Raw genomic sequence first — 11,598 nt, 5'->3', positions numbered from 1 at the left:
CCCCGCCGCTCCGGAGCCCGGCTGTCAGGGAGTGTCACCGGACCAGTCCAGGCGCCGCCGGTCGCCGGGGCGGACGGCTCGCCTCTGAGCGCCCTCACGAAGGTGTTCGGGGCGCGGGTCGTACATCGCCCGCCCGCCGGCGCCGAAATGCCCGAGCTCCGTGGGCAGGGCGACACCCGTATCGATCTCGCCCTTCGTCCAGCCGGTGACATCCAGCAACAGCCCGTCCAGCGGCCCGCCGACCAGCTCGGCATAATCCCGTCCCGGCTGCGGGCCCCGCCGGGGGTCGTCATGGTCCTGGCCGTAGATCCGGCCGCGCAGCAACTCCTCATCCCTGTCCATGCGTCCCACCCTCGCAGCCGCCACTGACAATCCGGGCCTGCTCAGGATCGCGCGGAAGGATGTCACTGTCCCGGCAGCGGCAACGGCAGCTCCGGATGGTGACGCAGTGCCTCCAGAACGGCGCGGATCGCCGCTCGAGGCGGTGAGCCGCGGCGGATCGCTGCCGTGATCGTGCGTGTCACCGGAGTGGCGAGTTCCCTGGTGGCGACGTGGTAGCGCCGGTCGACCGCAAGGCCGGGCAGCAGGGCGATCGACAGTCCGGCCTCGACGTGCTGCAGGGTCATCATGTAGTTGCTGAACCGGCACACCACCCGCGGCTCGAAGCTCGATTGACGGCACAGTCGTAGCGCCAGATTGGCCATGTACGACTGCGGTATGTCGAACGCCCACGGCTCGTCCGCGTAGGCCGCGAGGTCCACGGCACCGCGCCCGACCGCGGGATGCCCGGGCGGGACCACCAGCAGGACCGGGTCGGTGGCCAGCGGCACGATGTCGATGTCCGGTCCGAGCGGCAGCTCGTCGAAGTCCGTGGTCGTGACGATGATGTCCGCGTCGCCGCCCCGCAGCGCGGGCATGCTCGCGTGCGGTTCCAGCTCGAGGAGTTCGACGTCGAGGTGCGGATGCTCGCGTGCGAGGCGGCTCACCGCCGGGACGGCCATCGTGTGGATCGCGCTCTGGAACGCCCCGAGCCGCACAAGCCCGGCCGGTTCCTCGCCGAACCCGCGCAGCTCCGCCTCCACGCTGTTCATGTGGTCGAGAATCGCCCGCGCACGGCGAGCGAGGATCAGCCCGGCCGGGGTAAGCCGCACCCGGCATCCTGTTCGTTCGAGCAGTTGCGTGCGCGTCTCCGTCTCGAGGACGGCGAGCTGCTGGGACACGCTCGACGGGCTCAGGTTCGCGGCCTGGGCGACCGCACGAACCGTGCCCAGCGTGTCGAGCTGGCTCAGGAGTCGCAGCCGCAAGGGGTTCATCACGCCCTCATTGTTGTGCGGTTTTCCCGTACAGGAAAGCCGGAATCGTGAGATGGACGTGTCGCTCAGCCGCCGCCTACCGTCGACGGCATGACCACCTCGACCACCGCCCCGCTGCCGTCCACCGAGACCTTCTGGACCGATGCCGAGAAGCATCTCGTGCGCTACGGCGGCGAGTTCACCCGCGAGATCATCGACCGTGCCGCCGGGAGTTTCCTGTTCACCGCGGACGGCCGCAAGATCCTCGACTTCACCTCCGGCCAGATGAGCGCGATCCTCGGCCACTCGCACCCGGAGATCGTCGCGACCGTCCAGCGGCAGGTGGCGACCCTCGACCATCTCTTCAGCGGCATGCTCAGCCGCCCGGTGGTGGACCTCGCCCGGCGACTCGCCGACACGATGCCCGCACCACTGGAGAAGGCGCTGCTCCTGACGACCGGCGCCGAGTCCAACGAAGCCGCCATCCGGATGGCCAAGCTCGTCACCGGCAAGCACGAGATCGTCTCGTTCGCACGGTCCTGGCACGGCATGACGCAGGGCGCCGCGTCCGCCACCTACAGCGCCGGACGCAAGGGCTACGGGCCTGGCGCGCCGGGCAACTTCGCCATCCCCGTGCCGAACACGTACCGGCCCGACTTCACGACGGACGACGGCTCGCTGGACTGGCGCCGCCAGCTGGACTTCGCCTTCGACCTGATCGACGCCCAGTCGACCGGCAGCCTGGCCGCGTGCCTCGTCGAACCCATTCTCAGCTCCGGCGGAATCATCGAGCCGCCCGTCGGGTATTTCGCGGCGCTGCAGGCCAAGTGCCGGGAGCGCGGCATGCTGTTGATCCTCGACGAGGCCCAGACCGGCCTGTGCCGCACCGGGACCTGGTACGCGTTCGAGCGCGACGGCGTCGTTCCCGACATCCTCACGCTGTCCAAGACACTGGGCGCGGGTCTGCCCCTGGCAGCTGTGGTGACCAGCGCCGAGATCGAGCAGGAGGCGTACGAGCGCGGGTTCCTGTTCTTCACCACGCACGTCGCCGACCCGCTGGTGGCCGCGGTCGGCAACACCGTCCTCGACGTCCTGATCGGCGACAAGCTCGACGAGCGCGCGCGATCGCTCGGCGCGTTCCTCCACCACGGCCTGACGGACATCGCCACGCGGCACGCGGTCGTCGGCGACATCCGTGGCCGGGGCCTGCTGGCCGGGCTCGAACTCGTCGTCGACCGCGAGACGAAGCAGAACTCGAACGAGCTGGGGGCGCAGGTCACCCGGCGCTGCCTCGAACTCGGCCTGCACATGAACATCGTCCAACTCCCCGGCATGGGCGGGGTCCTGCGGATGGCGCCGCCACTGACCGCCACCGAGGACGAGCTCTCGCTCGGCCTGACGATTCTGGACGAGGCGATAGGCGAGGCCTGCACCGCACTCTGATGATGCCTCGCCCCGGGACTACACCGTCGCGGCCGTGTTCCGCTGGGTCCAGAATCGGCGGACCGCCCACGCGGTGCCGAGCACGGCGCATGTCCAGACGATGACCTCGGCGACCACAATGGACGGGGTGATCGTGAGGTGCGGCCTGGGCGGCATCACGATCATCTGCGCCGCGGCCCCCGCCGGAACCACCAACGCGGCAAGCAGACCGATCGCCCCGGGGCGCCTGATGGCCGAGCCGAGCGCACCGAGGACCAGCCCGAACGGCACCCCCACCGCCACCCAGACACCCGTGTCCGTACCGGCGTCCGCGACGGTGGCGTCCGTGACGTAGTACGCCACCGTCGCGCCCACCAGCGAAAGTGCTCCCACAACTGCGCCCCGCGTAAGGCTTCTGGCCAGCCAGCCCGTAAGCACTGCCAGCGCGGCCCAGGACCAGCCTGCATCGAACAGCAGACTGAGCACCTTGGCCGTCATGCCCACGACCGTGCCCGTCAACGGCATCCCGAGCTCTGAGTACGGGGACGAGAGCGCGTTGACGAGCGCCGTCGCCGCCCCGAACGCCACCCCGATCGCGAAGCCCCCCGATATGATCTTCATGTCTGCACGATATCGGCTGAACAGGATTCTCCCGCGTCACAGGGGAAGTTGACCCCGGCCGGGCCCCGGCGGCCCCGCCACTGACCGGGTGGTCCGGTCACGCGACCAGGCGCAGCCAGGCCTCCGCGAGTGCGGCGTGACCAGCCGGAGTGGGGTGGACGCCGTCCGTGGCCCAGTACTCCGGCCCGGCCTTCGCGGCGAGCTCGGCGAACATGTCGTCTGCGGCGAGCAGTTGCGCGCCGTACTCGCGGGCGAGCTTGCGCACGGCCTGGATCTTCGGGTCCAGGTCGGTGCGCCATTCCTTTCGCTCCTCCTCTCCGATGAGTGCGGCACCGGCCTCGACGACGCCGTGGATCGGCAGGAGGAACGGCTCCATGAGGATCAGTTCCGTGCCCGCCTCGGCGAGGGGAGCGAGCAGGCGGTCATAGCCCGCTTCGAACTCCTCCACGGGGATCACGTATCCCTCTGGGTCCAGCGTGTGCCAGCCCATGTCGTTGACCCCGACGAGGATCGTCACCACGTCCGGGCGCGCGTCGAGCACGTCTGTCTGCCAGCGGGCTTCGAGGTCCATCACCTTGTTGCCGCCGATCCCGGTGTTCAGCCAGGTCACGGGGCGGTCCGGGTGTCGCAGTCCCCACTCGCCCGCGACGCGCAGCGGGAAGCCGAAACCGAGACCGTCCTCGCTCGCGAGCCGTTGGCAGTCGGTGATCGAATCACCGGTGAACATCACGGTGCTTCCAGGCCGGACAGTGATCGTCATGTGCGCTCCTTGAACTCGGGTGAGGAGAGGAAGGCGGAAACCCGCAGCCACAGCCGGTCGGGTACCCGCCGGACCTCTCGAAAGCTGCCAGACCTCACCGACACCGGATCGACAGCCCCCGATATGCCGCCGACACCACGGCTCCGCCACCCGGTCACCCCACCGGTCCCCCCTGGTCCCCGCAGCACGATTCCGTTGCGACCGTGGAAGGCACTCCCTCATCAGGTACCTAGTTGGTACCTTTGCGTTATGCCGTCTCTGAACGTGACTTTCACCGACGAGGAGCTCAAGGGTGTCCGCGCGGCCGCGGCAGCCGAGGGCAAGAGCCTCAAGCAGTACCTGCACGACCTCGGGGTCCGTGAAATGGAGCGCCAGAAGTTCGTCGCCGGCGCCTCCGCATGGGCCGACCGGCTGCGGGCCGAGTTCGACACGGCCATCCCCGAGGAGATCCCGCCCTCCGCGCGTCACGAGGGGTCCGCGGCCGCCTGATGGTTCTGTACGTAGACGTCTCCTGGCTCCTGGACGTCCAGGAGTTCGCTGTCACCCCCGAGGACATGACCGTGTCGGACTACTCCGCGCTGGTCGCCGCGGTCGCACGCCACAAGACGAAGCTGCCGACCCTGGAATCCGCCGACCCGGACGCCGCCTGGCGCGCGGCCGCCCTGCTGCACACCATCGTGCGCCTGGAGCCACTGCCCTACCGCAACAGCCTGTACGCGGCATTCGTGGCCGCCCAGTACATGGACCAGTCCGGCGAGGGCATCGACCCGCCCTACGGAGCGCTCTCCGATCTCATCCGGAAGATCCGCGACAGCCGCATCAGCGTCTACGCCGTCGCCGACCAGATCAGGTCCTGGAAAGTCTGACCCGGCTTTCACCGTTCGCCGTGCGGCTTGCCGTCCGGCGCAATGGCGCGATGCGGCGGACTGACGTTCCGCTTCTCGGGTAGTAGGCACCTCGCTCTCCCGCTTTCCCGCTGGTTGCCGAGGAGGCTCGGATGATGTTCCACCCCCGTGAGCTGCGACGTTTCCCTCTGGAGCGGGGACCGGGCCGGTGAGGGGGCCGTCCCTGCTCTCCGGTGCGCTGGTCGGTATCGGACTTGCGGCGTTCGTCGACGAGATGGTCTTCCACCAGCTGCTGCACTGGCACCACTTCTACGACAAGGCATCGAGCGAGGCCGGCCTGGTCTCCGACGGGATCTTCCACGCCTTCGGCTGGCTGGCGATGGTGGCGGGCCTGTTCCTGTACGCGGATCTGTGGCGCCGGGGTGCCCGGCAACTCACCGCCTGGTGGTCGGGCCTGTGTCTGGGGCTCGGCGGCTTCCAGCTGTACGACGGCACGTTCCAGCACAAGGCGCTCGAGCTGCACCAGATCCGCTACGGCGTGGATCTTGCCCCGTACGACTGGACCTGGAACGTGATCGCCGTGGTGTTCCTGCTCGCCGGCGTGCTGCTTCTGGTGCGGGCCCGCCGATGACGGCTGTGGTCCTGATCCTGGCCACAGGCTGCAGCCTGGGCTATGTGATGGCAGCCGGGCAGCTGCGCCGACGCGGCGATCGCTGGCCGCACCGGCGTGACGCGGCGTTCTGCCTGGGCGGCGCGGTGCTCATCGCTTCGCTCACCGCCCCGTGGGACGGGTGGCCGCCCTTCACCGGGCACATGGCCGCCCATCTGGGTACCGGGATGATCGCCCCGCTGCTTTTCGTGCTCGGCCGACCGGTGACGCTGGCGCTGCGCGCGCTGCCGGTGGGTCCACGGCGGCGACTTCTCTCCTGCGTACGTTCCCGACCTGCGGCCCTGCTCGTGTGGCCGCCGCTTGCCGCGCTCGTGCACATCGCGGGCCTCTGGGCGGTGTACCGCACGCCGCTCCTGGCTGCCGGGCACCACCGGCCGTGGCTGCACACGCTGATCAGCGTGCATCTTCTGGCCTCCGGCGTCCTGTTCGCCTTCGCCGTCCTTGCCCTGGACCCGCTGCGCCATCGTGCCGGGTACGCACTGCGGGGCGGCGCCCTGTTGGCCGCATCGGCCGCGCACGGCATTCTGGCCAAGTCGCTGTACGCCACCGGGCCGCCCGGCACCTCCTACGCCGCGGCCGACCTGCACCTTGCTTCGTACGTCATGTACTACGGCGGCGACGTGGTCGGCATCGCCCTGGCCGTGCTGCTCGGGCACCAGTGGTACGCGGCCGGCGGCCGGGCTCTCGTACGGGCCCGGCGCACCCTCGATGCGGCCACGGAGACGCCAGGTCGGCCGTGGGGCAGGCAGGCTCCCCGGCCTCCCCATCCGCACACTCCATGACACACCGCGTAGCGCGGGCAGCGCGGGGTACCCGGCGCGCACCCGTCCCCGGAATCCGGAGGTCCCATGCTGTTCGAAACCGTCACCGTGCCCGATGGCGAGGGGTCACTCACCGGTGAACTGACCGTGCCGGACACGGCGTTCGGCGTCGCGGTCCTCGCCCACGGCAGCGACAGTTCTCGGCACAGTCCCCGCAGCCATGCCGTGGCCGATGTCCTGCACGACGCCGCACTCGGGACACTGCTCATCGATCTGCTCACCGCCGACGAAGCCGCGGCGGACAGGGAAACCGGTCGACACCGCTGGGACATCGAACTGCTGACGCACCGGCTGATCGCGTCCGTGGACTGGCTGGCCGTCCGCACCCCCGATCTGCCGCTCGGCCTGTTCGGCTCGAGCACAGGAGCGGCGGCCGCGCTCGGCGCAGCGGCCGCCAGGCCCGGCCTCGTGCACACGGTGGTCTGTCCCGACGGCCGCCCCGGCCTGGCCGGGGACGAGGTGCTCGGCCAGGTGTGCGCGCCCGTCCTGCTGCTCGCGGGAGGGCGCGACACCGAGGCACTTCGGCTCAACCGGCAGGCGGCCAACCGGCTGCGCGCCCTGAGCCGACTGCGGGTGATTCCCGATGCCACGCACCTGTTCGAGGATCCGGAAGCGCTGGACGAGGTCGCCGCGGTGTCGGCCCGGTGGTTCAACGGCATGGGGCTCGCGCAGCACTGAGCAGCCCCGGCGACGCACCCACGCAGCGGGGTGGTGCGTCGGGCGGCGCGCCCACACCGGCCGCCGCCCGCCCCCTCCTAACATGTGACCGGCATCACAGTGCGCTATCCCACATCCTCAGGTCATCATATGACCCGATCGCCGCATGGATTCAGAGCCGGACGGGCCGCACCCCGGACGGCACAGCACAGCGAGACGAGGATGGGCATGAACGACCAGGACAGGTCGGCACAGCCGCGCGCAGGCGTGGTGGGGCTCGGGGCCATGGGGCTCGGCATGGCGCGAAGTCTGCGGAACGCGGGCTTCGATGTGGGTGTTCATGATCTGCGCCCCGATGTGGCCGCCGCCTTCGCCGATGACGGTGGCACCGCCTTCGCCTCCGCCGGTGAGCTGGCCGCCTCCGTCGACGTCCTGGTCGGCGTCGTGGTCAACGCGGCGCAGGTCGAGTCGGTCCTGTTCGGCGCCGACGGCGCGGCCGAGCGGCTGCACCCCGGCTCCGTCTACGTCATGTGCTCCACGGCCGACCCCACCTGGTCCGCCGAGCTCGAACGGCGCCTGGCCGAGCGCGGTGTGCTCTATCTGGACGCTCCCATCTCCGGGGGTTCCGCACGGGCCGCCAGCGGCGAGCTCACCATGATGACCTCGGGCGCCCCCACCGCGTACGCGATCGCCGATCCGGTGCTCGATGCCATGAGCAGCACCGTCTACCGCCTGGGCGACGAGGCCGGGATCGGCTCCAAGGTCAAGGTCGTCAATCAACTCCTCGCGGGCGTGCACATCGCCGCGGCGGCCGAGGCGATGGCGCTCGGCATCAAGGCGGGTGTGCCCGCCGAGGCGCTCTACGAGGTCATCACGCACAGCGCGGGCAACTCGTGGATGTTCGAGAACCGCATGGCGCACGTGCTCTCCGGGGACTACACACCGCTGTCCGCGGTCGACATCTTCGTCAAGGACCTGGGTCTTGTGCTCGACGCCGCCCGGCCGGAAAAGTTCCCGCTCCCCCTGGCGGCCACCGCCCATCAGATGTTCCTGCAGGCGTCGGCCTCCGGTCTGGGCGGCGAGGACGACAGCGCGGTGATCAAGATCTTCCCGGGGATCGAGCTGCCCGGACTGGCCGAGCAGACCGAGCAGGCCGAGAAGTCGGAGGCCTGACATGGGAATCCGACTCGGCTGCATCGCCGACGACTTCACCGGCGCCACGGACCTGGCCAACAACCTGGTGCGCGCGGGCATGCGCGTGGTCCAGTTGATCGACGTACCGCAGACCGGCGCCGAGGGGCCGCCGGACGCGGACGCCGTCGTCATCGCGCTCAAGTCGCGGACCACACCGGCGTCCGACGCCGTCGAAGCCTCGCTGCGGGCGCTGGAGTGGCTGCGCTCCGCGGGCGCGGAGCAGATCTACTTCAAGTACTGCTCGACCTTCGACTCGACGCGGGCCGGCAACATCGGCCCCGTCACCGAGGCCCTGATGGACGCGCTCGGCACCGATTTCACGGTCGCCACCCCGGCGTTCCCCGACAACGGCCGCACCGTCTTCAAGGGGCATCTCTTCGTCGGCGACGTCCTGCTCAGCGAGAGCGGCATGCGCCATCACCCGCTGACCCCGATGACCGACTCCAACCTGGTGTCCGTGCTCGGCGCGCAGACCGCGCGCCCGGTCGGCCTCATCGACCACACCGTGGTGGCCGCCGGTGCCGAGGCGATCGTGCGGCGCGTCGACGCGCTGCGCGAGGAAGGTGTCGGTGCCGCGATCGTCGACGCCGTGTCGAACGACGATCTCGTACGGCTCGGCGCGGCGGTCAAGGATCTTCTGCTGGTGACCGCCGGGTCGGGTCTGGCGATCGGTCTGCCCGCGAACTGGGGCTTCGAGCCGTCCCCTGCGGCAGCCCAACTGCCCCCGCCCACGGGGCATCAGGCCGTCGTCTCCGGGTCGGTGTCCAGCGCCACCAACGGTCAGGTCCGGGAGTTCCTGCGCGGCGGCCGCCCCGCGTTCAGCGTGGATCCGCTGCGGATCGCGGCGGGTGAGGACGTGGCCGGACAGGCCCTGGACTTCGCCGCCGCGCACTTGGCCGACGGCCCGGTGCTCGTCTACTCCACCGAGGCGCCCGACGCGGTGAAGGACGTTCAGGGCCGTCTGGGCGTCGCCGAGGCCGGTGAGCTCGTCGAGCGGACCCTGGCCCGCGTCGCCCAGGGGCTCGTGGAGGCGGGTGTCCGTCAGCTCGTCGTCGCCGGTGGCGAGACGTCCGGCGCTGTCGTCCAGGCGCTCGGCCTCACGGGCCTGCGCATCGGACCGCAGATCGACCCCGGTGTGCCCTGGTGCGCGGCGGCCCTGCCCGGCGGGGACACGCTCCACATCACGCTGAAGTCCGGCAACTTCGGCGGCCCCGACTTCTTCACCACGTCCTTCGCCCACCTCGACGGGGAGACCGTATGAGCAAGCTCCCCAGGCCTACTGAAGGCAACGTGGACGCGGCACGCGCCGAGATCGTCCGGGTGGGCACCAGCCTGTTCGCCCGCGGCTACGTCCACGCGAGCGCGGGCAACATCAGCGCTCGGGTCGGCGACTCCCACCTGATCACACCCACCGACGCCGCCCTGGGCTTCCTGACCCCCGCGCGCCTCGCCCTGGTCGACGCCGGGGGCGAGCAGATCGCGGGCGACCGCGCCAGCAAGACCCTCACCCTGCACCGCCGCATCTATGCCGCCGACCCCACGGCACGGTTCATCATCCACACCCACTCCACGCATCTCGTCGCGCTCACCCTGGCCGGCGTGTGGAGTCAGGACGACGTGCTTCCGCCCCTCACGCCGTACTACGTCATGAAGGTCGGGCACGTACCGCTCATCCCCTACCACCGGCCCGGCGATCCCCTCGTGGCCGACCTGGTGACCGGCCACATCGCTGATCGTGCGGCAGGACGCACGCCGATCAGGGCCGTACTGCTCGACCGTCTGGGCCCGGTGGTCTGGGGTCCGGACGCCGCATCCGCTCTCGCCGTCCTCGAAGAACTCGAGGAAACGGCACGCCTCTGGCTCCTGACCGACCGTCGCCCCGAGCCGCTCCCCTCCCCCGCTCTCGACGAACTGAAGGCCGTGTTCGGCGCCTCTTGGTGACAGCACACCGCCGCGCACCGCCCGTCGGAGAATCCCCTGAGCCGCAGTAAGGATTCCGCATGTCCACGTCCACCACGTCGGCCGAGGCCCCCGACCTCGCCCGTGAGAACGCCGTGTTCCGCAAGGTCGTTCTCCGTATCGTCCCCTTCCTGATCCTCTGTTACGTCTTCTCCTACCTGGACCGCGTCAACGTCGGCTTCGCGAAACTGCAGATGTCCGACGACCTGGGCCTGAGCGAGGCGGCGTACGGCCTCGGCGCCGGCCTTTTCTTCATCGGCTACTTCATCTTCGAGGTCCCGTCGAACCTGATGCTGCAGCGCGTCGGAGCGCGCACCTGGATCGCCCGGATCATGATCACGTGGGGTCTGGTCTCGGGGGCGTTCGCGCTCGTCACCAACGAGACGATGTTCTACGTGCTCCGCTTCCTCCTCGGCGCCGCGGAAGCCGGGTTCTACCCGGGTGTCATCCTCTACTGCACCTACTGGTTCCCCTCGCACCGACGGGCCCGCGTGATCGCGATGTTCATGTCGGCGATCCCCGTGGCCGGGATCTTCGGCAACCCGCTCTCCGGCTGGATCATGGACCGCTTCCAGGGGGTCAACGGTTGGCAGGGCTGGCAGTGGATGTTCCTGCTCGAGGCGATTCCGGCGCTGCTCATCGGTGTCGCCACGGTGTTCTACCTCGACAATGGTGTGCGCAGCGCCAAGTGGCTCTCCGACGAGGAGAAGGACATCGTCGAGGCGGCGATCGCCAAGGACACCGCACACCAGAAGCACAGCCGCGTGTGGGACGGCTTCCGCGACCCCAAGGTGTGGCTGATGTGCCTCATCTACTTCTGCTTCGTGATGGGCCAGTACGCCCTGACCTTCTGGATGCCCACCTTCGTCAAGTCGACCGGCATCGACGACAACTTCACTATCGGCGTGCTCAGCGCCGTGCCGTTCGTGGCCGCGCTGATAGCGATGAACCTGTTCGGACGCTCCGCGGACAAGCGCCGCGAGCGCCGCTGGCACCTGGTCGTCCCCAGCCTCATGGGCGCCGTCGGCTTCTCCCTGGCCGCGAGTTGGAGCGGATCGACCGTCCTGTCCCTGATCGCCCTGTCCTTCGCCGCGGCCGGTGTCCTGACCTGCGCCCCGCTGTTCTGGTCGCTGCCCACCGCATTCCTCGGCGGCACCGCCGCGGCGGCCGGGCTCGCCCTGATCAACTCGGTGGGCAACCTGGCAGGCTTCGTCAGCCCCTACATGATCGGCGGGCTCAAGGACGCCACAGGCTCGACCGCCATCCCCATGTACGTCCTGGCCCTCAGCCTCGTCGTCGGCGCGGCGGCCGTGCTGACCACCAAGAAGGACGTCGTCAACCGATGACCGGGTCCGGT

The 11,598-nt window shown here is 69.9% G+C and carries 14 protein-coding genes; 10 read left to right on the top strand and 4 right to left on the bottom strand.

Annotated elements, in window-relative coordinates:
* Positions 1-24: 24 nt before the first annotated feature.
* The gene (locus tag ACFQ7F_RS05765; protein WP_383266625.1) at positions 25-342 is read right to left on the bottom strand and encodes a hypothetical protein; all 318 of its coding nucleotides are present in this window, start codon (positions 340-342) and stop codon (positions 25-27) included.
* A gap of 62 nt (positions 343-404) precedes the next feature.
* Entirely contained in the window at positions 405-1,313 is a 909-nt protein-coding gene (locus tag ACFQ7F_RS05760) for a LysR family transcriptional regulator (protein WP_383266622.1), read from the bottom strand.
* Between the two features lie 90 nt (positions 1,314-1,403).
* On the opposite strand from ACFQ7F_RS05760, the gene ACFQ7F_RS05755 reads away from it, so the two are divergent.
* Positions 1,404-2,735 (top strand): aspartate aminotransferase family protein, encoded by a 1,332-nt coding sequence (locus tag ACFQ7F_RS05755; protein WP_383266620.1) that lies wholly within the window; start codon positions 1,404-1,406, stop codon positions 2,733-2,735.
* 18 nt (positions 2,736-2,753) lie between these two features.
* On the opposite strand, the gene ACFQ7F_RS05750 is transcribed toward ACFQ7F_RS05755, so the two are convergent.
* Together ACFQ7F_RS05750 and ACFQ7F_RS05745 are read right to left on the bottom strand one after the other, a co-directional pair.
* Positions 2,754-3,335, bottom strand: coding sequence for a DUF6518 family protein (locus tag ACFQ7F_RS05750; RefSeq protein WP_383266618.1), 582 nt, complete (start codon positions 3,333-3,335; stop codon positions 2,754-2,756).
* A 97-nt stretch (positions 3,336-3,432) separates the two neighbouring features.
* The gene (locus tag ACFQ7F_RS05745) at positions 3,433-4,095 is read right to left on the bottom strand and encodes an SGNH/GDSL hydrolase family protein (protein ID WP_383266615.1); all 663 of its coding nucleotides are present in this window, start codon (positions 4,093-4,095) and stop codon (positions 3,433-3,435) included.
* A 249-nt stretch (positions 4,096-4,344) separates the two neighbouring features.
* Here ACFQ7F_RS05745 and ACFQ7F_RS05740 point away from each other — a divergent pair, with 249 nt between their 5' ends.
* The 9 genes from ACFQ7F_RS05740 to ACFQ7F_RS05700 all read left to right on the top strand — a co-directional run bounded on the left by ACFQ7F_RS05740 (position 4,345) and on the right by ACFQ7F_RS05700 (position 11,587).
* The gene (locus tag ACFQ7F_RS05740; RefSeq protein ID WP_383266613.1) at positions 4,345-4,584 is read left to right on the top strand and encodes a hypothetical protein; all 240 of its coding nucleotides are present in this window, start codon (positions 4,345-4,347) and stop codon (positions 4,582-4,584) included.
* Positions 4,584-4,961, top strand: a complete 378-nt coding sequence (locus ACFQ7F_RS05735) for a toxin Doc (protein ID WP_383266611.1) — start codon at positions 4,584-4,586, stop codon at positions 4,959-4,961. The genes ACFQ7F_RS05740 and ACFQ7F_RS05735 overlap by 1 nt, the downstream gene beginning before the upstream one ends.
* Positions 4,962-5,148: 187 nt before the next feature.
* Positions 5,149-5,571, top strand: a complete 423-nt coding sequence (locus tag ACFQ7F_RS05730; protein WP_383266608.1) for a DUF2243 domain-containing protein — start codon at positions 5,149-5,151, stop codon at positions 5,569-5,571.
* Positions 5,568-6,392, top strand: a complete 825-nt coding sequence (locus tag ACFQ7F_RS05725; protein ID WP_383266605.1) for a cytochrome c oxidase assembly protein — start codon at positions 5,568-5,570, stop codon at positions 6,390-6,392. The genes ACFQ7F_RS05730 and ACFQ7F_RS05725 overlap by 4 nt, the downstream gene beginning before the upstream one ends.
* Positions 6,393-6,458: 66 nt before the next feature.
* Complete coding sequence (locus ACFQ7F_RS05720; protein ID WP_383266602.1) at positions 6,459-7,109, top strand: dienelactone hydrolase family protein; 651 nt, start codon at positions 6,459-6,461, stop codon at positions 7,107-7,109.
* 207 nt (positions 7,110-7,316) lie between these two features.
* The gene (gene ltnD, locus ACFQ7F_RS05715) at positions 7,317-8,261 is read left to right on the top strand and encodes an L-threonate dehydrogenase (protein WP_383266599.1); all 945 of its coding nucleotides are present in this window, start codon (positions 7,317-7,319) and stop codon (positions 8,259-8,261) included.
* 1 nt (position 8,262) lies between these two features.
* The gene (gene otnK, locus ACFQ7F_RS05710; protein ID WP_383266596.1) at positions 8,263-9,543 is read left to right on the top strand and encodes a 3-oxo-tetronate kinase; all 1,281 of its coding nucleotides are present in this window, start codon (positions 8,263-8,265) and stop codon (positions 9,541-9,543) included.
* Entirely contained in the window at positions 9,540-10,223 is a 684-nt protein-coding gene (locus ACFQ7F_RS05705) for an aldolase (RefSeq protein WP_383266593.1), read from the top strand. The genes otnK and ACFQ7F_RS05705 overlap by 4 nt, the downstream gene beginning before the upstream one ends.
* Before the next feature lie 59 nt (positions 10,224-10,282).
* Positions 10,283-11,587: an MFS transporter gene (locus ACFQ7F_RS05700; RefSeq protein ID WP_383266590.1), complete on the top strand. Its 1,305-nt coding sequence runs from the start codon at positions 10,283-10,285 to the stop codon at positions 11,585-11,587.
* Positions 11,588-11,598: the final 11 nt, after the last annotated feature.

Origin of the sequence: Streptomyces sp. NPDC056486 (assembly GCF_042795295.1) — a bacterium.
GTDB lineage: Bacteria > Actinomycetota > Actinomycetes > Streptomycetales > Streptomycetaceae > Streptomyces.
Note: the sequence above shows the minus strand (reverse complement) of the source record. Positions and strands in the feature narration are given on the sequence as shown.

What these genes read in the sequence shown, in the direction of transcription:
- ACFQ7F_RS05765 (WP_383266625.1), bottom strand. Translation starts at nt 342, where the DNA reads ATGGACAGGGATGAGGAGTTGCTGCGCGGCCGGATCTACGGCCAGGAC.
- ACFQ7F_RS05760 (WP_383266622.1), bottom strand. Translation starts at nt 1,313, where the DNA reads ATGAACCCCTTGCGGCTGCGACTCCTGAGCCAGCTCGACACGCTGGGC.
- ACFQ7F_RS05755 (WP_383266620.1), top strand. Translation starts at nt 1,404, where the DNA reads ATGACCACCTCGACCACCGCCCCGCTGCCGTCCACCGAGACCTTCTGG.
- ACFQ7F_RS05750 (WP_383266618.1), bottom strand. Translation starts at nt 3,335, where the DNA reads ATGAAGATCATATCGGGGGGCTTCGCGATCGGGGTGGCGTTCGGGGCG.
- ACFQ7F_RS05745 (WP_383266615.1), bottom strand. Translation starts at nt 4,095, where the DNA reads ATGACGATCACTGTCCGGCCTGGAAGCACCGTGATGTTCACCGGTGAT.
- ACFQ7F_RS05740 (WP_383266613.1), top strand. Translation starts at nt 4,345, where the DNA reads ATGCCGTCTCTGAACGTGACTTTCACCGACGAGGAGCTCAAGGGTGTC.
- ACFQ7F_RS05735 (WP_383266611.1), top strand. Translation starts at nt 4,584, where the DNA reads ATGGTTCTGTACGTAGACGTCTCCTGGCTCCTGGACGTCCAGGAGTTC.
- ACFQ7F_RS05725 (WP_383266605.1), top strand. Translation starts at nt 5,568, where the DNA reads ATGACGGCTGTGGTCCTGATCCTGGCCACAGGCTGCAGCCTGGGCTAT.
- ACFQ7F_RS05720 (WP_383266602.1), top strand. Translation starts at nt 6,459, where the DNA reads ATGCTGTTCGAAACCGTCACCGTGCCCGATGGCGAGGGGTCACTCACC.
- ltnD (WP_383266599.1), top strand. Translation starts at nt 7,317, where the DNA reads ATGAACGACCAGGACAGGTCGGCACAGCCGCGCGCAGGCGTGGTGGGG.
- otnK (WP_383266596.1), top strand. Translation starts at nt 8,263, where the DNA reads ATGGGAATCCGACTCGGCTGCATCGCCGACGACTTCACCGGCGCCACG.
- ACFQ7F_RS05705 (WP_383266593.1), top strand. Translation starts at nt 9,540, where the DNA reads ATGAGCAAGCTCCCCAGGCCTACTGAAGGCAACGTGGACGCGGCACGC.
- ACFQ7F_RS05700 (WP_383266590.1), top strand. Translation starts at nt 10,283, where the DNA reads ATGTCCACGTCCACCACGTCGGCCGAGGCCCCCGACCTCGCCCGTGAG.